Origin of the sequence: Pseudomonas sp. 5P_3.1_Bac2 (genome assembly GCF_025465995.1) — a bacterium.
GTDB lineage: Bacteria > Pseudomonadota > Gammaproteobacteria > Pseudomonadales > Pseudomonadaceae > Aquipseudomonas.
Window position 1 is genome coordinate 309,767 of the sequence record NZ_JANLNY010000030.1, and the last position, 18,926, is coordinate 328,692.

An 18,926-nucleotide genomic window follows, 5' to 3' on the forward strand; every position below is an offset into this window, starting at 1 on the left:
CATGCATGGCGAGTCTCCCATCAAGCGTCGTCTGTCGCGCAAAATCTGGGTAGGTAATGTGCCGGTCGGCGGTGATGCGCCGATTGCCGTGCAGAGCATGACCAACAGCGATACCAATGATGTCGCTGCCACCGTCGCGCAGATTCAGCGACTGGAAGCTGCCGGCGCCGATATCGTGCGGGTCTCGGTCCCGGATATGGACGCCGCTGAAGCGTTCGGGCGGATCAAGCAGCAGGTCAAAGTACCGCTGGTGGCGGATATTCACTTCGATTATCAGATCGCCCTGCGCGTGGCTGAACTGGGCGTCGATTGCCTGCGTATCAACCCGGGCAACATTGGCCGGGAAGATCGCGTGCGTGCGGTGGTGGATGCTGCGCGTGATAAAGGCATTCCGATCCGTATCGGGGTCAACGCGGGTTCCTTGGAAAAGGACCTGCAAAAGAAGTATGGCGAGCCTACGCCTGAGGCCTTGGTCGAATCGGCCCTGCGCCACGTCGAGCACCTAGAGCGTCTGAACTTTGCCGACTACAAAGTCAGCGTGAAGGCCTCTGATGTATTCATGGCCGTGGAAGCCTATCGCCTGCTGGCCAAGCAAATTCAGCAGCCCCTGCACTTGGGCATCACCGAAGCCGGCGGCCTGCGCTCCGGTACGGTGAAGTCAGCGGTCGGTTTGGGCATGCTCCTGGCTGAGGGGATTGGCGACACCATCCGCATCTCCCTGGCTGCGGACCCGGTTGAGGAAATCAAGGTCGGTTTCGACATCCTCAAGTCTTTGCGTCTGCGTTCGCGCGGCATCAACTTTATTGCCTGCCCGAGCTGCTCGCGGCAGAACTTCGACGTGGTGAAAACCATGAATGAGCTGGAGCAGCGCGTTGAAGACCTGTTGGTCCCCTTGGATGTGGCGGTGATCGGGTGCGTGGTCAACGGCCCGGGTGAGGCCAAAGAGGCCCATATCGGCTTAACTGGTGGCCAACCCAACCTGATTTATATCGACGGTAAGCCTGCGCAAAAGCTCAGCAATGACAACCTGGTCGATAATCTGGAAAAGCTAATTCGTGAAAAGGCCGCCGCCAAAGTGGCTGCCGATGCCGCCCTGATTCTGCGCAGCTAGCGCCTTAAGGATTTGATGTGAGTAAGCCCCTGCAAGCCATCCGTGGCATGAATGACATCCTGCCTGAGCAAACGCCGCTGTGGCGTTACTTTGAGGGCACTGTGAGCAGCCTGCTGGATGGTTACGGCTATCAGCAAATTCGCATGCCGATCGTCGAGTTCACCGAGCTGTTCAAGCGCTCCATTGGTGAAGTCACCGACATCGTTGAGAAAGAGATGTACACCTTTGAGGATCGCAACGGCGATTCCCTGACCCTGCGTCCAGAAGGCACTGCGGCCTGCGTGCGCGCTGTGCTGGAGCACGGTTTGGCCGGCGCAGGGCAAACCCAAAAGCTCTGGTACATCGGCCCGATGTTCCGCCACGAGCGCCCGCAAAAAGGTCGCTACCGGCAGTTCCACCAGATCGGCGTGGAAGTGTTCAATATCAACGGTCCGGACATCGATGCCGAGCTGATTCTGCTCACTTGGCGTCTGTGGGGCCTGCTCGGTATCCGCGACGCGGTCAAGCTCGAGCTCAACAGCCTCGGCACAGCGGCCGCCCGTGCGGTGTATCGCGATGCCCTGGTGGCGTTCCTCAGCGAGCATGCCGAGCAGTTGGATGAAGACAGCCGTCGTCGTATGCACAGCAACCCGCTGCGTGTGCTCGACAGCAAGTCGGCCGATACTCAAGCGCTGTTGAGCAACGCGCCGAAGCTGGAAGACTACTTAGACGAAGAGTCGCGCGTGCACTTCGCCGGCCTCAAAGCCCGTCTGGATGCCGCAGGCGTGCCTTATGTGATCAACACCAAGCTGGTACGTGGCCTCGACTATTACAGCAAAACCGTGTTCGAGTGGGTCACCGACCAACTCGGCTCGCAAGGCACTGTCTGTGCCGGCGGGCGTTATGACGGTCTGGTTGAGCAAATGGGCGGCAAGGCGACCCCTGGTGTTGGTTTTGCCATGGGCATCGAACGTTTAGTGCTGTTGTTGGAAACTCTAGGTAAAGTACCGGCGGCAATTGCCCGCACGGTGGATGTATACCTCTGTGCCTTCGGTGAGGCTGCTGAGTTGGCGGCCGTGGCACTGAGCGAACAAGTGCGTGACCAAGTGCCGGGCCTGCGACTGCAAGTCAACGCCGGCGCGGGTAGCTTTAAGAGCCAGTTTAAAAAGGCCGACAAGAGCGGGGCACTGTACGCGTTGATCTTGGGTGAAGACGAATTGGCCCAGCAAGTGGTAGGTTGCAAACCGCTGCGCGGTCAGGGTGAACAACAAAGTATCGCCTGGTCGGATTTAGCCGATCATCTGGCGACCTACGCCAACCAGGCCTAAGCCTGTTAGGTGATTTAGCGAATAGGAGTGTTGGGGTGGTTTCGCGTACTGATGATGAAGAACTGGCAGTAATCAAAGACTGGTGGCAGCGTAACGGCAAGCCTCTGCTCAGCGGCGTGACGCTGGCCTTGGTGGTCGTGCTCGGCTGGCAAGCCTGGCAGAAGTACCAGAGCAATCAGTCCTTTGGCGCTTCGATCCTGTATCAGCAATTGCTCGAAACCGCGCTGCAGCCTGAGGGCAAGCCGGACGCGGGCAAGGTGGCGGAGCTGGCCGGTAAGCTCAATAGCGAATACGGCGGCACTCACTACGCGCAGTACGGCAGCCTGTTTGTGGCGAAAGTGGCTGTAGAGTCCGGCAAGCTGGACGATGCGGCAAGCGAGCTGCAAGCCATTGTCGACAAGCCCGCGGATGCCAGCTTGGGTGAATTGGCGCGCCAGCGTCTGGCCCGGGTCTTGGCTGCGCAGGGTAAAGCCGAAGATGCCCTGAAATTGTTCCAAGGCGATGTAGCTTCAGCGTTCGCCGCCAGCCGTGAAGAAGTCAAAGGTGACCTGCTGGTGCAGTTGGGTCGTGCCGATGAGGCTCACGCAGCTTATGAAAAAGCCAAGGCCGCGCTTTCCGATGAGGACGCTGTCGGTGGTCTACAAATGAAGCTGGATGATTTGGCCAAAGGGGATGCATGACGTGATGCGTTGGAAGAATGCCGCAATGCTGGCCCTGGCCGTTTTGGCCGTAGGTTGCAGCAGCAATAGCAAGAAGGAGTTGCCTCCGGCTGAACTGCCTAAGATCCAGGAAGAAGTCAGCCTGGAGAAGCAGTGGAGCCGCTCGATTGGCGAAGGCCAAGGCGAAACTTTCAACATGTTGGTCCCCGCTATCGATGGTGAGCAGATTTATGCTGCTGACGTCGAAGGCCTGGTCGTGGCTATGGATCGCCTGACCGGTAAAGTTATCTGGAAAGAAGACCTTGAGCTGCCGGTTTCCGGTGCGGTGGCGGCCGGTTACGGTCTGGTCGTGGTCGGTACGCTCAAAGGCGAAATCATCGCTCTGGACAGTGCCAACGGCGAAGAAAAATGGCGTGCCAGGGTTACCAGCGAAGTGCTGGCAGCTCCGGCCATGAACGGCGATGTCGTGCTGGTGCAAACCCAGGACGACCGTCTGATTGCCTTGGATATCAACACTGGCGAGCAGCGTTGGATCTTTGAAAACACCCCAGCGGTGCTGACCCTGCGCGGTACCGGCAGTCCGCTGCTGACCAATCGTTTGGCCGTAGCCGGCCTGTCTACTGGTAAAGTGATCGCCCTCGACGCCCAGCGCGGCATCCCGGTATGGGAGCAGCGCGTGGCAATCCCGCAAGGTCGCTCGGAGCTGGATCGCGTGGTCGACATCGACGGCGGCTTGCTGCTGTCCGGCGGCACGCTCTATGCGGTGAGCTATCAGGGCCGTGTCGCGGCACTGGATCTGGAAAGCGGGCGCGTGCTCTGGCAGCGCGAAGCCTCTAGTTCCGTAGGGCTGGCCCAAGGCTATGGCAGCGTGTACGTGAGTCTGGCCAGTGGCACCATCGAGGGTATCGATGAGCGCTCGCAGTCGGCGCTGTGGAGCAACGATGCTTTGGCTCGCCGCCAACTGTCGGCACCTGAGGTGTTCTCCAGCTACGTGGCCTTTGGCGATCTGGAAGGCTACCTGCACTTGGTCAGCCAAGTCGACGGACGCTTTGTCGGTCGTATCCGCATCGACAGCGATGGCATGCGGGCCCGCCCGCTAGTGGTGGGCGACTGGTTGTATGCCTTCGGTAACGGCGGCAAGTTGGTGGCGCTGACCATCAAGTAACGCTCGCGCCACGCATTGCTCAGGCTGTTGCATAACAGCCCTGAGCAAGCAATGAATTGCGGCCGCTGCCCTTGCAGCGGCTTTTGTATTTTCTGAAATAACGAAGTGGAGAGCCTGATGGTTCCCGTAATAGCCCTGGTGGGCCGCCCGAACGTTGGCAAGTCCACCCTGTTTAACCGCTTGACCAAGTCCCGTGACGCGATTGTCGGCGACCTCTCTGGTCTGACCCGTGATCGCCAATACGGCGAGGCCAAGTGGCAGGGGCGAACCTATATCGTCATCGACACCGGTGGTATCTCCGGTGACGAGGAAGGCATTGATGCGAAGATGGCTGAGCAGTCCCTGCAAGCCATCGAAGAAGCGGATGCGGTGCTGTTCCTGGTGGATGCCCGTGCCGGGCTGTCGGCTTCGGATCAGATGATTGGTGAGCACCTGCGCCGGCGTAACAAGCGCAGCTTCTTGGTCATCAACAAGGTCGACAACCTCGATCCGGACCTGGCCCGTGCCGAGTTCGCCAGCATGGCCATGGGCGAGTCCCTGGCGATTGCCGGTGCCCACGGCCGTGGCATCACGCAGATGCTGGAAACCGTGCTCGGCAGCTTCCCTAAGGATGCCAACGAGCTGGAAGAGGGCGAGGAAGAGGAAGAAGTGCTCGAAGGTCAGGAAGCCAAGCGCATCCCCGGCCCGAGCGAGAAAGACGGCATCAAGCTGGCCATTATCGGCCGGCCTAACGTCGGCAAGTCGACTCTGGTTAACCGCATGCTCGGCGAAGAGCGCGTCATCGTCTATGACCAAGCCGGCACCACCCGCGACAGTATCTACATCCCCTTTGAGCGCGATGAAGAGAAGTACACCTTGATCGATACCGCCGGCGTGCGGCGGCGCGGCAAGATCTTCGAGGCGGTGGAAAAGTTCTCGGTGGTGAAAACCCTGCAGGCGATCCAAGACTCCAACGTCGTGGTGTTCGTCATGGACGCCCGCGAAGGCGTGGTCGACCACGACCTCAACCTGCTCGGTTTCGTGCTGGAAAGCGGTCGTGCGTTGGTGATTGCCCTGAACAAATGGGACGGCATGGAGCCCAGCGAGCGTGACTACGTGAAGACCGAGCTGCAGCGCCGCTTGTTCTTCGTCGACTTCGCCGACATTCACTTTATCTCGGCCTTGCACGGCACCGGCGTGGGTAACCTGTACAAGTCGGTACAGGCTTCGTTTAAGTCGGCGATCACCCGTTGGCCGACCAACCGCCTGACGCAGATTCTCGAAGACGCGGTCAGCGATCACGCGCCACCCATGGCCAACAACCGCCGTATCAAGCTGCGTTACGCCCACTTGGGTGGGGCTAACCCGCCCTTGATCGTGATCCACGGTAACCAAGTGGATGCGGTGCCGAAGTCCTATGTGCGCTATCTGGAGAACACCTACCGCCGTGTGCTGAAGCTGGTCGGTACGCCGATCCGCATCGAGTTCAAAGGCGGTGAGAACCCCTATGAGGGCAACAAAAACACCCTCACAGACCGTCAGGTGAACAAGAAGCGCCGTTTGATGAGCCACCACAAAAAAGCGGAGAAGAAGCGTAAAGACAAACGCTAAGTCTGGCTGTGTAACGCTCTAAAAAGGCACCTGCGGGTGCCTTTTGCGTATTTGGGTGATCGGCTATCCTGCGCCTTCAATTGTCTTAAGCTGCACTGCCGCGCCTGAGGATATGCCCGCATGATCACCAGCAAGCTGCCGAACGTCGGCACCACTATTTTTACTCGCATGTCGCAGCTAGCCGTGGAAACCGGCGCGCTCAACCTATCCCAAGGCTTCCCCGATTTTGACGGCCCGCAAGCGCTGCGCGACGCTGTAGCGCAGCACATCAGCGCCGGGCACAACCAATATGCGCCCATGACCGGCCTGCCGGCGCTGCGCGAGCAGGTCGCGGCGAAAATCGCTCGCCTGTATGGTCGCGCCGTCAGTGCCGACACGGAGGTGACTATCACCCCGGGCGCCACCCAGGCGATCTTCTGCGCGATCCAGGCGTTGATCCAGCCCGGTGATGAAGTGATCGTCTTCGACCCCAGCTATGACAGCTATGAGCCTTCGGTGGAGCTGGCTGGCGGGCGCTGTGTGCATGTGCCGCTGGCACTGCCGGGCTTCGGCATCGATTGGCAGGCGCTGAGTGATGCCCTGAGCAGCAAAACCCGTTTGATCATTATCAACAGCCCGCATAACCCCAGCGGCGCGTTGATTACCCGGGCCGAGCTGGATCAACTGGCCGCGCTGATCCGGGATCGCGATATCTACCTGATCAGCGATGAAGTCTATGAGCACTTGGTGTTCGACGGCGCCCAGCACGCCAGCATCCTGGCCCATGAGGAGCTGTATCAGCGCGCCTTTGTGGTCAGCTCGTTCGGCAAGACCTATCACGTCACTGGCTGGAAAACCGGCTATGTGGTGGCACCGCCGGCCCTGAGTGGCGAGCTACGTAAGATTCACCAGTACGTCAGCTTCTGCGGCGTCACCCCGCTGCAATGGGCGCTGGCCGACTATATGGCGGCGCACCCTGAGCACGTCACCGAGCTGCCGGGCTTTTATCAGGCCAAGCGCGATCTGTTCTGCGATTTGCTCGGCAACTCGCGTTTCAATTTTAAGCGCACACCGGGCACTTACTTCCAGTTGGCTGACTATTCGGCGATCCGCCCGGATTTGGACGATGTGGCCATGTCGGAATGGCTGACCCGTGAACATGGTGTGGCGACTATTCCGGTATCGGTGTTTTATCAACAGGCGCCCAAGGATTTACGTCTGGTGCGCTTCTGCTTCGCCAAGCGCGAAGACACCTTGCGTGAGGCAGCGGAGAAGTTATGCGCGATCTAACCGCACTCAGCCAGTTACCTGATCTTGAACTGGCGCTGATCCAAACCGAGCTGGCCTGGCAGGATGCTGCCGCTAACCGCGCGCACTTCGCGGCGTTGTTTGAGCAGGCCCGCGGCGCTGACCTGATCCTACTGCCGGAGATGTTCACCACCGGCTTTAGCATGGAGTCGGCGGCCCTGGCCGAGCCGGAAAACGGCCCCAGCACTGTGTGGCTGCAAGAGCAGGCGCAGGCGCTAAATGCGGTGATCATGGGCAGTCTGATCATTCAGGCGGCCGACGGCAGTTACCGCAACCGTCTGCTGTGGGCGCGCCCGGATGGCAGCCTGGCCCATTACGACAAGCGTCATTTGTTCCGCATGGCCGGCGAGCACAAGCACTACAGCGCAGGCGATCAGCAGGTGCTGCTGGAGGTCAACGGCTGGCAAGTGCGCCCGCTGATTTGCTATGACCTGCGCTTCCCGGTGTGGAGCCGCAGTGCCGGCGATACCGACTTGCTGATTTACACCGCCAACTGGCCAGCAACGCGGCGCAACCACTGGAACCGCCTGCTGCCGGCGCGGGCCATCGAAAATCTCTGCTACGTGGCGGCGGTCAATCGCGTCGGTGAAGACGGCAAGGGCTACGCCTACAGCGGCGACAGCCAGGTGCTCGACTTTCAGGGCGACAGCCTGCTGGCTCCGGGCGCGGCCAGTGGCGTTTTCCGCCAGCGCTTAAGCGCGCAGGCCCTGGCCCAATACCGCGAGCGCTTCCCGGCGCATTTGGATGCTGATGAGTTTGTCATCAGCACCCGCAGCTAGCCTTTCCCCAAGGCAACCTGTGCAGCCGCGCTCGCTTCTAAACGCTTCTGCTCGCTGCACAGGAAATCGCGCAAACGCTGTAGATCGTTGATCTTTTGTTCCACCTCAGCCAGCTTGCGGCGCACCAGTGCCGCACCCTGGGCGCAGTCGAGCATTTGCTCACGCCTGGCTTGGATAATTTCGCCAATCTCTGCCAGCGAAAATCCCATGCTTTGCCCCTGTTGGATAAAGTCCAAGTCGGTGAGCGCTTGCGGGCTGTATTCGCGATAGTTGTTAGCGCTGCGAATGGTGCTGATCAGCCCCAGCTTTTCGTAATAACGCAGGGTGTGCCGGCTGGCCCCACTGCGCTTTTCTAACTCGCCAATTCGCATGCTGATCTCGCTTGACTGTTGAGTGTGCTCGATAGTTTAGCCTACGTGGCTCAATCACTAGGTAGGCGGATGAGTCATGCACAAACATTGTTTGATCACAGGCGGTAGCGGCTTTGTCGGTCAACACCTGTTGGCGGCGTTAACTCGCCAGGGGCACTCTGCCACTCTGCTGATGCGCGAGCCGCAACGATTACCGGCTTTGGCGCAGGCAATTGAGCGCCTAGGTGGCCGGGCCGACTTACTCAGCGCAGTGGGTGCTGATCTGAGCAGTCCGGGTTTGGCTCTGTCGGCGGCTGATCGAGAGAAGGTCAGTGAGGCTGGAGTGGTGTTTCATCTCGCTGCCCTGTTTGGCTGGAATTTGACGACGGCGCAGGCACGGCAAGTGAATGTGACGGGAGCCTTGCAGGTGGCTGAGTTGGCCGTGCAGCAAGGCAGCCGAATGCTGTTGGCCGGAGGATTTATGCTGGCTAACCATGCTCACCTGCAGAGCCTAGGGGTTGATCTGCAGCAGCCTGAGCGCACTGATTGGGATGCGGTCTATCGCCGTGCGGGTGGCTATGAAGGCAGCAAACTGGAGGCGTATTTTCGTGTGCGCGCCTATATGGCGCAGCACCAAGGGGCTTTAACGGTCGTGCATCCGGCCACGGTATGCGGGCATAGCCGCAGCGGCCACATCCTGCCGGGTCAGCCTCTAGCCAGCTTGATCGGAACCTTGGCTGCGGGCCAATTGGGGGCCATACCGGGTTCTGCCAAGCATTGGCTGCCGCTAGTGTCCGTAGACTTTCTGGCTGAGTTGATAATGGCGGTGGGGTTTGATGAGCAGCAAGTCGGGCAGGATGTCCTCGCCTTGGATGCGGCTACGCCTAACTTGCGTGCTCTGGTGCAGGAGCTGGCGGCTGTGCTGAAGGTAAGCGCGCCGCGTTGGCATATTGCGATACCGCTACTGCGTGCGTTACTGAAAATTCCAGGCATGCCACGTCTGTTGCATAGTGATGCGCAGGCGCTGGATTTTATCCAGACCAAGGTCTTCGATACATCGGCCACCCAGGCTTTAGCGCGGCGCTATCAATTAACGTGGCCTGATATCAACGAGGCTCTGCGTGCGAGTGCGCGTTATCTGATGGAGCGTGGTTAACAGTGGGCGCTGATCGTAATGGAACACAGCTCAGGCCGCGCTTTTCACCGTATAAGAAGGCTTAGGCTAAACCCACAGACCTTCTTAGAGGGCCTGTGGGGTAGCGTTAAAACTTACTGCTGCAGAGACGCCATATCGATCACGAAGCGGTACTTCACATCGCTTTTGAGCATGCGCTCAAAGGCTTGGTTGATCGATTGGATAGGGATCAGCTCGATGTCGGAGACGATGCCGTGTTCGGCGCAGAAATCGAGCATTTCTTGGGTCTCGGCAATGCCACCGATTAACGAGCCGGCCAAGCGCCGACGTTTAAAGATCAAGCCAAACACTTGCGGCGAAGGGTGGGGCGTATCTGGGGCGCCGACCAAGGTCATGGTGGCGTCGCGCTTAAGCAGATTGAGGAATGGATCGAGGTCGTGGGGCGCCGCCACGGTGTTGAGAATAAAGTCGAAGCTGTTAGCGTGGGCGGCCATTTCTTTCGGATTTTTTGATACCACCACCTCGGCTGCGCCTAAACGCAGGGCGTCTTCGCGTTTGTTCGCCGAGGTGGTGAACAACACCACATGGGCGCCGAGCGCGGCAGCAATCTTCACGCCCATATGGCCCAAGCCGCCCAGGCCGACGATGCCGACTTTCTGCCCAGGGCCGACATTCCACTGGCGCAGTGGCGAGTAGGTGGTGATGCCCGCACACAGCAGTGGGGCGACCGCCGCCAGATCGTCCTTGGAGTGGCGAATGTGCAAGGTGAACTTCTGGTCCACCACGATCTGCGATGAGTAGCCACCATAGGTGTTGGCGCCACCGAATACCGGGCCGTTATAGGTGCCGGTAAAGCCGCTTTCGCAATATTGCTCAAGGCCCTCGGCGCAGGAAGCGCAGTGCCGACAGCTGTCGACCATGCAGCCAACGCCGGCGATATCGCCGACTTTAAATTGAGTGACATTACTGCCCACCGCCGTGACGGTACCGACTATTTCATGGCCGGGGACCGAGGGGTATAGGGTGTTTTTCCATTCGTTGCGGGCGGTGTGCAGGTCAGAGTGGCAAACACCGCAGTAGAGGATGTCGATGGCCACATCGTTGGGGCCGACTGCGCGGCGTTGAATCTCAAAGGGAGCGAGGGCGGTGCTGGCATTCTGGGCGGCGTAGGCAAGGGTCTTGCTCATGGAAATCTCCTGGGTGGAGGTGGTTAGCCGGCGCCTAGGCTAGCACTCGTTTTAAGCGCTGCGGGCAGTTATTTGGGCCTATACTTTTTCACTATTGGTGACCATAACCTATGGCCATAAAAAAGGGGGCCGAAGCCCCCTTTGTGCAGCTTGCAGAGGTTTACGCGGCCTGTACTTCAGTTTGTTGTAAGGCGCGATTCAAGGCGCTGAACAGGGCGCGGAAGCTCGCCGTGGTCAGGTTCTCGTCGATGCCGACGCCGTGCAGGGCGCGTCCACCATTAACGCGCAATTCGATATAGGCCGCGGCCTTGGCATGGCTGCCGGCACCGATGGCGTGCTCGCTGTAATCCATGATTTCCACGCTGACTGGCAGGCCGGCAACCAACGCCTCTAACGGGCCTTTGCCGGTGCCTTGCCAGTGTTGGCTGTGGCCGTTGTGCAGAACCTCAACGCTGACCGCGCTGGTGCCGTTTTCTTCTTGCAAGCGATGGCCTTTGAGCTCGTAAGGCGAGGTGGCCTGCAAGTATTCGCTGACTAACAATTTGTGGATTTGTGCGGCCGTCATCTCCAGACCCAAGCGGTCGGTTTCGCGCTGCACCACCTGGCTGAATTCGATCTGCATGCGGCGGGGCAAGCTGATGCCATATTCCTGCTCGAGCAAGAAGGTGATGCCGCCTTTGCCGGACTGGCTGTTCACGCGGATCACTGCTTCGTAATCGCGACCAATGTCGGCCGGGTCGATAGGCAAGTAAGGTACTTCCCACACTGCATCGGCTTGTTGTTGGGCGAAGCCTTTGCGGATGGCATCTTGGTGCGAGCCGGAGAAGGCGGTGTGGACCAAGTCGCCCACATATGGATGGCGTGGGTGCACTGGGATTTGGTTGCAGTCTTCGACGACTTTGCGCACGGCGTCGATGTCGGAGAAATCCAACTCAGGGTCTACGCCTTGGGTGTAGAGGTTCAACGCCAACGTCACTAAACACACGTTACCAGTGCGCTCGCCGTTACCGAACAAGCAGCCTTCGACCCGGTCAGCACCGGCCATCACGGCCAACTCCGAGGCAGCGACGCCAGTGCCACGGTCGTTGTGGGTGTGCACGCTGATCGACACGCTGTCGCGCTTGTTGACATGGCGGCCAAACCATTCGATTTGGTCGGCATAGTTGTTCGGTGTGGCGCATTCGATGGTGGCCGGCAAGTTGAGGATCAACTTGTTCGCCGGAGTCGGTTGGAACACCTCGATCACGGCGTTGCACACTTCTACCGCGAAGTCGATTTCGGTGGAGCTGAACACTTCTGGCGAATACTCAAAACCCCACTGGGTTTCAGGGGCCGCATCGGCCAAACGCTTGATGGTTTTACCCGCGGCAACGGCAATGGCTTTGACGCCTGCCTGGTCTTGGTTAAAGACGATTTTGCGGAAGGCCGGGGCGCAGGCGTTGTAGTAGTGGACGATGGCCTTCTTGGCACCTTTAAGCGACTCAAAGGTGCGCTCGATAAGATCATCGCGGGCCTGGGTCAACACTTGGATGGTGACGTCGTCCGGGATGTGACCGCCTTCAATCAACTCACGCACAAAGTCGAAGTCGGTTTGCGAGGCGGAAGGGAAGCCCACTTCGATTTCTTTCAGACCCACTTGGACCAAGCATTTGAAGAAACGCATTTTCTTCTCTGCGTCCATTGGCTCGATCAACGACTGGTTACCGTCACGCAGGTCGGTGGACAACCAAATCGGTGCCTTGTCGATGATTTGATCTGGCCAGGTGCGATCCGGAATACGGATCGGGGTGAACGGACGGTACTTGCTGGACGGGTCTTTAAGCATGCTCATGGGGTAATCCTTAACGGCTGCGGCAACGACTTGCCGACTGAATTCTGGGGTAGTTCTGGGCGTTAGATGGGGCTATCGATTAGCCACGCAGTCGCTGGCTCACCAAACAAAGGTTGGCGTGTTGGCGCAGCAGGAAGAGGTTTTGCATAAGATTCATAGCGTCAACCCTAATGCTTGGGGTTAAAGCTGGCAAGCAATGATGAAAATTTGATGATTTGCAGCGCTTAAATTGAATTAATTAAGTTTTATTGCCGCGAATTGCGCATTATTTTGCTGAAGATTGCGAGGGGGATGCGCTAGGTACAGCCGGGCGCCTGCTCAACTCCGTCAGGCGCCCGCCGTATTGGCCGCTTAGCTGCGGGGCGTGGCGTTCAGCACTGCGTCATCGTGCTTTTGCCACTCACGCATATCCGCACCACTTGGGCTTTGGAATACGCGCAGGCCAAACTCGGGAAGGATGGCCAGTAGGTGGTCAAAGATGTCCGATTGGATGTTCTCGTATTCGGCCCAGGCCACGGTGGAGGTAAAGCAGTACAGCTCCAGCGGCAGGCCATCGCTCGTGGGCTGCAACTGGCGGACGATCTGGGTCATGTTCTGATGAATGCCTTGGTGCTTACGCAGGTAGTACTGCACATAGGCGCGGAAGGTGCCGATGTTGGTCACTCGACGGGTATTGGCTGGCTCTTGGCTGGCTTCGGCCAGTTGGCTGTTCCAATCGTTAATCTCGTTTTGCTTATCGTTTATGTACTGCGAGAGCAGCCTAAAGTTTTGCAGGCGCGCGATTTCTTCAGCGCTTAAGAAGCGCACGCTGGTTTGATCCAGATACAGGCTGCGCTTAATCCGCCGGCCGCCGGACTCTTGCATGCCGCGCCAGTTTTTAAACGGGTCGCTGATCAGGCGCTTAGTGGGAATGGTGGTGATGGTTTTGTCGAAGTTTTGCACCCGCACGGTGTGCAGGGCGATGTCGATCACGTCGCCGTCGGCATTCAGTTGCGGCATCTCGATCCAGTCGCCGACGCGCACCATATCGCCAGAGGAGATCTGCACGCTGGCCACCAGCGACAGCAAGGTGTCCTGGAAGATCAACATCAACACGGCGGCCATGGCGCCTAAGCCAGAGAGCAGAATCAGCGGTGAGCGGTCGATTAGGCTGGCGACGATCAGGATCGCGGCAATGGCGAACAGCAAAATCTTAATGACCTGGATATAGCCCTTGATGGGTTTTAAGTGGGCATCCGGGCGGCGTTGATACAGGCTGTTGATGATGGTCAGTACGCCGCTGATGGCCAACGCGATGGTCAGCACCACGAAGGCGCTACAGACGTTGCGCACAACGGTCACCGCCATGGCTGGCAAGTGCGGAATAGCGCCGATACCGGTGGATATGACCAGCGCCGGCACGATATTCGACAGCCGCGCAATCACTCGCGAGTCGCTAAGCAGTGAGTCATTGCCTAGCGGAGTGGCCTTAAGGGCCCGATACAGGCCGCGCAGGAGGATGCGCTTGACCACAAAGTTGGCCAGCCAGGCGGCGAGCAGCAGCAAGATAACTGCGGTCACACTATAGAGTTCGGGGTACTGCACCAACCAAGCGTGGGCTTCGTTATACAAATCTTTCATGCCGTTCTTGTAGCTCCTAAGCAATGCGCAAACAGACGCGCGTGGGCCTTAGAGTCCGCTTGGCTGGCGTAGTGCCCTACAAAGTATGCGACCGATTGTCCTGCGGCTAGCGCTGTAGCAGTTCTGCGTCGGTAGCGTGACTGGCCCAGCTCAGGGGATTGCGGCCGGCGCGCTAACGAGGAACGTGCGGCATTGGGTCGTGGACATGCCCAGAGCGGCCACTCAGTGGCGCGCTTGGGGAGTGACTTAGCAGGGGCGTGGCGGGAGTCAGTTGGCCGTGCTGCTTAGGGTTTGAATTCACCGATAAAAATCGCCGGATCGACCCGTGCATCGTTGAGGCTGACGTTCCAGTGCATATGCGGTCCTGTCGCCCGCCCGGTAGCGCCAACGCGGCCCACCACGGCGCCACGGGCCAGTTCCTGGCCAAGTTGCACATCAACTTTCGACATATGACAGAACATGCTGATCAGGCCCTGGCCATGGTCGACGAACACGGTTTTGCCATTAAAGAAGTAGTCGCCTATCAAGGTTACCTTGCCGGCCGCCGGCGCTTTGATCGGCGTGCCTTGGCCGACCGCGAAGTCCAACCCGGAGTGGGGGTTACGCTCTTCGCCGTTAAAGAAGCGGCGCAGGCCAAAGGGGCTGGACAGCGGACCGTTGACTGGCTTGTCGAACAGCAGGTTGCTCGGCTGCCGCGGGCTGAACTGGCGGTACGCCGTGGTTTGCTCGGCCAGTTCGCGCTCGATGCGCTTGAGGTTGGCCGCGTTAGGGTTGACCTGTTGGGTGTTCTTCAAGGTGATGCGCTGCTCGCGGTAATGCTTGCTGGCCACGTTAAAGCTCAGGTTGCGCTGCTGGTCGACGCTGATTTGCTGGCTGCCTGGTTTGACGCTCAAGGGGATGCCGACAATGGCGATCCAGCGTTGTTGCTCCTCATGCACCACTAGTACGGGCTTACCTTGATACGTCACCTTCGGCGCACTGGCGGCCGGGCCTAAATCCACCACGGCAACACCGCCGGGCACCGGCTTATTCAGCAGGCGGCTGATAAAGCCTTCGGCATGGGCGGGCAGGGTGCAGATGGCGAGCAAGAGCAGGGCATACAAACGCATGGATAAACCTTGTTGAGAGCGCCTGCCACGCTTAATCAAACAGCGGCAGGGTGGTTGGGGATGGTTCTGGGCTTTCAACGCGCAGCTGCAGTTCGCCTTCACCTAAGCGTGCGTGCAGGCGCTGGCCGGGACGGGTTTCAGCGGCGCGGCGGATCGCTCGGCCACGCTCATCGAGCAAAATGCTGTAGCCGCGCCCCAGAGTGGCCAGCGGGCTGACGGCATGCAGCGTGTGCATCTGGCTGCTGAGCTGCTGGCGGCGCGACTTGAGTCCTTCGACCATGCTGCGCTGTAGGCGTTCGTGGAGGTTTTGCAGGCGCAGCCCTTGCAGCTTCAGGTTGCGTTCGGGGTGCACCGCCAGTAAACGGCCTTGCAGCAAGGTCAGGCGCTCTTGGCCTTTGCCCAGTTGCCGGGCAAAGGCGCGGCTTAGGCGCATCTCCAGATCATCCACGCGCTGGGCGTGCTGACGCAGGCGTTCGCCAGGGTGGCGCAGGCGCCGTTGCAGGCCATCGATGCGCATGCGCTCGCGCTCTAGGCGATGTTGCATGCGCAGTTGCAAGCGGCGCTTGAGGTTATGCAGGCGTTGCACCAGCTCGCTGCTGTCCGGCGCCAGTAGCTCGGCGGCGGCGGAGGGCGTGGGCGCGCGCACGTCGGCCACGAAGTCGGCGATGGTCACGTCGGTTTCATGGCCCACAGCGCTGACGATGGGCGTGATGCAGGCAGCAATGGCCCGCGCCACCGGCTCTTCATTGAAGCACCAGAGGTCTTCCAGGGAGCCACCGCCACGGGCCAGGATCAGTGCATCGAAGCCTTGGCGGTCGGCCAGTTGCAGGGCTTTAACGATCTGCGCCGTGGCGTCGCGGCCTTGTACGGCGGTGGGCAGCAGGTTCAGCTCGACTTGCGGTGCGCGGCGGCGGAACACGCTGATGATGTCGCGGATCACCGCGCCGGTCGGCGAGCTGATAATGCCGATGCGCTTGGGGTGCGGCGGCAGGCTGATTTTGTGCTCGGCGGCGAACAGACCTTCGTTGCCGAGTTTTTCCTTGAGCGCTTCAAAGGCCAGGCGCAAGGCACCGTCACCGGCCGGCTCGAGGTTATCCACAATCAACTGATAGTCGCCACGGCCTTCAAATAACGAGACCTTGCCGCGCACCCGCACCGCCAACCCATCGCGCAGGGCCTGACGCACCTTAAGTGCGTTCTGGCGGAACAGTGCACAGCGGACTTGGGCCTGACTGTCCTTGAGGCTGAAGTAGATATGCCCGGAGGCCGGCTTGGCCAGGTTGGAGATTTCCCCCTCGACCCATACCGCGCCGAAGACGTCTTCGAGCAGCAGGCGAGCGCGGTTGTTCAGTTGGCTGACGCTAAGCACCTCGCGGTCGAGGTTCAGGCGTTGAAAAGGGTCTTTGATCATGTTGCGCATAGTAAAGGCTTTGTTTGCCTTACCCTAGGGGTTGTTACTGTTGCATTGACACGCAAGATAGCCCAGTGCATTAAGCACTGTTCCACCCTTGACCCGCAGGCGCAGCTGATTAAGCTGCGCGGCCGCCCATTGCGCCTTGAGCCTGTTATGACCGAGCAACAAGCCATTATCGTCCCGCAAATTTCCTCACTGCCTGAGCATGAAGCGCGGGCGCGTTTGCTGGTGCGTTGGCTCAGCCAGCAGAACATCATCGAAGCGCAGCTGAGTACCTGTGGCCGCACCGGCCTGCGTATGGGCTACGCCATCGGTCCTGGTGCACGCAAGGTGGTTAAGCACCCCGAGCACCTGCCCTATGCGCAGCCGGTGAATGGCTTGGAAATCATCAGCAAGCGCTGCATCTATACGCCAACCCGAGACTTTGCCGAAGAGGCTGGCTGTCCTGAGTGCCGGCAAGAGGTGGGCGAGGCGCTGTTTGAAAGTCTGGATGAGTGGATGCCCGGCGCCACCGATAACTTCCAGTGCCCGCTGTGTGGCCATGAGGACGACATCAACGGCTTTCTATTCCTGCAAAGCTGCGGTTTTTCCAATCTGGGCCTGGTGTTTAATAACTGGGCCGACGCGGAATTTACCGGCGATTTCCTTGCTGAACTGGCCGAACGCCTCGGCTTTAAGGTGCGTTTGGTACGCGTGGACCTATAAAAGAAGCGCCGTTGAGCGAATTAGCTGCGTTTATGTCGATACTTTGCGTTGAGGCGTACAGGCTGTCTGAGTATAATGGCGCGCTTCCAATTTTCCCGTCTGGGAGCCCCCGCCATGCTGCGTATCAGTCAAGAAGCTCTTACCTTCGACGACGTTTTACTTATTCCTGGTTATTCCGAAGTTCTGCCGAAGGATGTCAGCCTTAAAACCCGCCTGACCCGTGGCATTGAACTGAACATCCCGCTGCTGTCTGCGGCAATGGATACTGTCACCGAAGCCCGTCTGGCGATTGCCATGGCGCAGGAAGGTGGCATCGGTATCATCCACAAGAACATGACCATCGAGCAGCAAGCTGCCGAAGTCCGTAAGGTCAAGCGTTTCGAGTCGGGTGTGGTGAAAGATCCCATCACCATCGAGGCAGATGCCACGGTGGGTGATCTGTTCGAGCTGACTCGGCAGAACAACATCTCCGGCGTTCCGGTGCTCTACAACGGTGACCTGATCGGTATCGTCACCAGCCGCGACGTGCGTTTTGAGACCAACATGGACGCTAAAGTCCGCGACGTGATGACGCCGAAAGAGCGTCTGGTCACCGTCAAAGAAGGCGAAGACAAGCAAGTCGTGCGCAAGCTTTTGCACAAGCACCGCATCGAGCGCGTGCTGATTGTCGACGACCAGTACCGTCTGACCGGCATGATGACCGTTAACGACATCGAAAAAGCCAAAGCCTACCCGCTGGCCAGCAAAGACGAGCATGGCCGTCTGCGCGTAGGTGCTGCGGTTGGCACTGGCGCCGACACCGGTGACCGGGTTTCCGCTCTGGTGGCTGCTGGTGTTGACGTGATCATCGTCGACACCGCCCACGGTCATTCCAAGGGCGTGATCGACCGCGTTCGTTGGGTCAAAGAAAACTTCCCGCAAGTGCAGGTTATCGGCGGCAACATCGCCACTGGCGCAGCCGCTCTGGCGCTGGTTGAAGCCGGCGCTGACGGGGTGAAAGTCGGCATCGGCCCAGGCTCGATCTGCACCACCCGTATCGTCGCAGGTGTTGGCGTGCCGCAAATCAGCGCCGTGGCCAATGTGGCTGCCGCTCTGGCCGGTACCGGTGTGCCGCTGATCGCTGACGGTGGTATCCGCTTCTCTGGTGACCTGTCCAAGGCCATCGTTGCTGGGGCTTCGGCGGTGATGATCGGCTCGATGCTGGCTGGTACCGAAGAAGCGCCAGGTGAAGTTGAGCTGTACCAAGGCCGTTCCTACAAGGCTTACCGTGGTATGGGCTCGCTGGGCGCGATGGCGCAGGCGCAAGGTTCCTCCGACCGTTACTTCCAAGACAGCTCGGCTGGCGCGGAGAAGTTGGTGCCGGAAGGTATCGAAGGCCGCGTGCCGTACAAAGGTGCCATGGGCGCTATCGTCCATCAGCTGATGGGCGGCCTGCGTGCCTCCATGGGCTACACCGGCTGTGCCACCGTTGAAGAGATGCGCACCAAGCCTGAATTTGTGCGTATCACCGGGGCGGGTATGGCTGAGTCGCACGTACATGACGTGCAGATCACCAAAGAAGCACCGAACTACCGGGTCGGCTAAGGCAGTTAGCTGGTGACGATTCACCAGCACTGCTCAGGTGGCGGCTCTAGGACGCCACCTTTCGCACGGGGCTGTTGCTGACTAAAGCGTACA

General features: G+C 59.4%; 16 protein-coding genes. 10 read left to right on the forward strand and 6 right to left on the reverse strand.

What is annotated here, in order from left to right; genetic code table 11:
* Position 1 precedes the first annotated feature (1 nt).
* From ispG to NTD81_RS20805, 7 genes are all read left to right on the forward strand, one after another.
* Complete coding sequence (gene ispG, locus NTD81_RS20775) at positions 2-1,111, forward strand: flavodoxin-dependent (E)-4-hydroxy-3-methylbut-2-enyl-diphosphate synthase (protein WP_262184654.1); 1,110 nt, start codon at positions 2-4, stop codon at positions 1,109-1,111.
* A gap of 17 nt (positions 1,112-1,128) precedes the next feature.
* Positions 1,129-2,418, forward strand: coding sequence for a histidine--tRNA ligase (gene hisS / locus NTD81_RS20780; RefSeq protein ID WP_262184655.1), 1,290 nt, complete (start codon positions 1,129-1,131; stop codon positions 2,416-2,418).
* Between the two features lie 35 nt (positions 2,419-2,453).
* Positions 2,454-3,098, forward strand: a complete 645-nt coding sequence (locus NTD81_RS20785; protein WP_262184656.1) for a YfgM family protein — start codon at positions 2,454-2,456, stop codon at positions 3,096-3,098.
* Complete coding sequence (gene bamB, locus NTD81_RS20790; RefSeq protein ID WP_262184784.1) at positions 3,091-4,242, forward strand: outer membrane protein assembly factor BamB; 1,152 nt, start codon at positions 3,091-3,093, stop codon at positions 4,240-4,242. Before NTD81_RS20785 ends, bamB begins: the two co-directional genes overlap by 8 nt.
* Positions 4,243-4,359: 117 nt before the next feature.
* The gene (der, locus tag NTD81_RS20795; RefSeq protein WP_262184657.1) at positions 4,360-5,832 is read left to right on the forward strand and encodes a ribosome biogenesis GTPase Der; all 1,473 of its coding nucleotides are present in this window, start codon (positions 4,360-4,362) and stop codon (positions 5,830-5,832) included.
* A 120-nt stretch (positions 5,833-5,952) separates the two neighbouring features.
* Positions 5,953-7,101: a pyridoxal phosphate-dependent aminotransferase gene (locus NTD81_RS20800; RefSeq protein WP_262184658.1), complete on the forward strand. Its 1,149-nt coding sequence runs from the start codon at positions 5,953-5,955 to the stop codon at positions 7,099-7,101.
* A complete protein-coding gene (locus NTD81_RS20805; RefSeq protein WP_262184659.1) occupies positions 7,089-7,898 on the forward strand; it encodes an amidohydrolase in 810 nt (269 codons plus the stop codon). Before NTD81_RS20800 ends, NTD81_RS20805 begins: the two co-directional genes overlap by 13 nt.
* On the opposite strand, the gene NTD81_RS20810 is transcribed toward NTD81_RS20805, so the two are convergent.
* Positions 7,895-8,269: a MerR family transcriptional regulator gene (locus NTD81_RS20810; RefSeq protein WP_262184660.1), complete on the reverse strand. Its 375-nt coding sequence runs from the start codon at positions 8,267-8,269 to the stop codon at positions 7,895-7,897. The genes NTD81_RS20805 and NTD81_RS20810 overlap by 4 nt on opposite strands.
* Before the next feature lie 76 nt (positions 8,270-8,345).
* On the opposite strand from NTD81_RS20810, the gene NTD81_RS20815 reads away from it, so the two are divergent.
* Positions 8,346-9,404: an SDR family oxidoreductase gene (locus NTD81_RS20815; protein ID WP_262184661.1), complete on the forward strand. Its 1,059-nt coding sequence runs from the start codon at positions 8,346-8,348 to the stop codon at positions 9,402-9,404.
* A 113-nt stretch (positions 9,405-9,517) separates the two neighbouring features.
* On the opposite strand, the gene NTD81_RS20820 is transcribed toward NTD81_RS20815, so the two are convergent.
* From NTD81_RS20820 to xseA, 5 genes are all read right to left on the reverse strand, one after another.
* Positions 9,518-10,570 (reverse strand): NAD(P)-dependent alcohol dehydrogenase, encoded by a 1,053-nt coding sequence (locus tag NTD81_RS20820; RefSeq protein ID WP_262184662.1) that lies wholly within the window; start codon positions 10,568-10,570, stop codon positions 9,518-9,520.
* 160 nt (positions 10,571-10,730) lie between these two features.
* Positions 10,731-12,401 (reverse strand): 2-isopropylmalate synthase, encoded by a 1,671-nt coding sequence (gene leuA / locus NTD81_RS20825; protein WP_262184663.1) that lies wholly within the window; start codon positions 12,399-12,401, stop codon positions 10,731-10,733.
* Positions 12,402-12,752: 351 nt separating this feature from the next.
* Entirely contained in the window at positions 12,753-14,021 is a 1,269-nt protein-coding gene (locus tag NTD81_RS20830; protein ID WP_262184664.1) for a mechanosensitive ion channel family protein, read from the reverse strand.
* A 284-nt stretch (positions 14,022-14,305) separates the two neighbouring features.
* Complete coding sequence (locus NTD81_RS20835; protein WP_262184665.1) at positions 14,306-15,130, reverse strand: peptidoglycan DD-metalloendopeptidase family protein; 825 nt, start codon at positions 15,128-15,130, stop codon at positions 14,306-14,308.
* Between the two features lie 31 nt (positions 15,131-15,161).
* Positions 15,162-16,541, reverse strand: a complete 1,380-nt coding sequence (gene xseA, locus NTD81_RS20840) for an exodeoxyribonuclease VII large subunit (protein WP_410017193.1) — start codon at positions 16,539-16,541, stop codon at positions 15,162-15,164.
* Between the two features lie 156 nt (positions 16,542-16,697).
* Between xseA and NTD81_RS20845 the strand changes: the two genes are divergently transcribed.
* On the forward strand, positions 16,698-17,249 hold the full coding sequence (locus NTD81_RS20845; RefSeq protein WP_262184667.1) for a sugar ABC transporter ATPase: 552 nt from the start codon (positions 16,698-16,700) through the stop codon (positions 17,247-17,249).
* 114 nt (positions 17,250-17,363) lie between these two features.
* A complete protein-coding gene (gene guaB, locus NTD81_RS20850) occupies positions 17,364-18,833 on the forward strand; it encodes an IMP dehydrogenase (RefSeq protein ID WP_262184668.1) in 1,470 nt (489 codons plus the stop codon).
* Positions 18,834-18,926 lie beyond the last annotated feature (93 nt).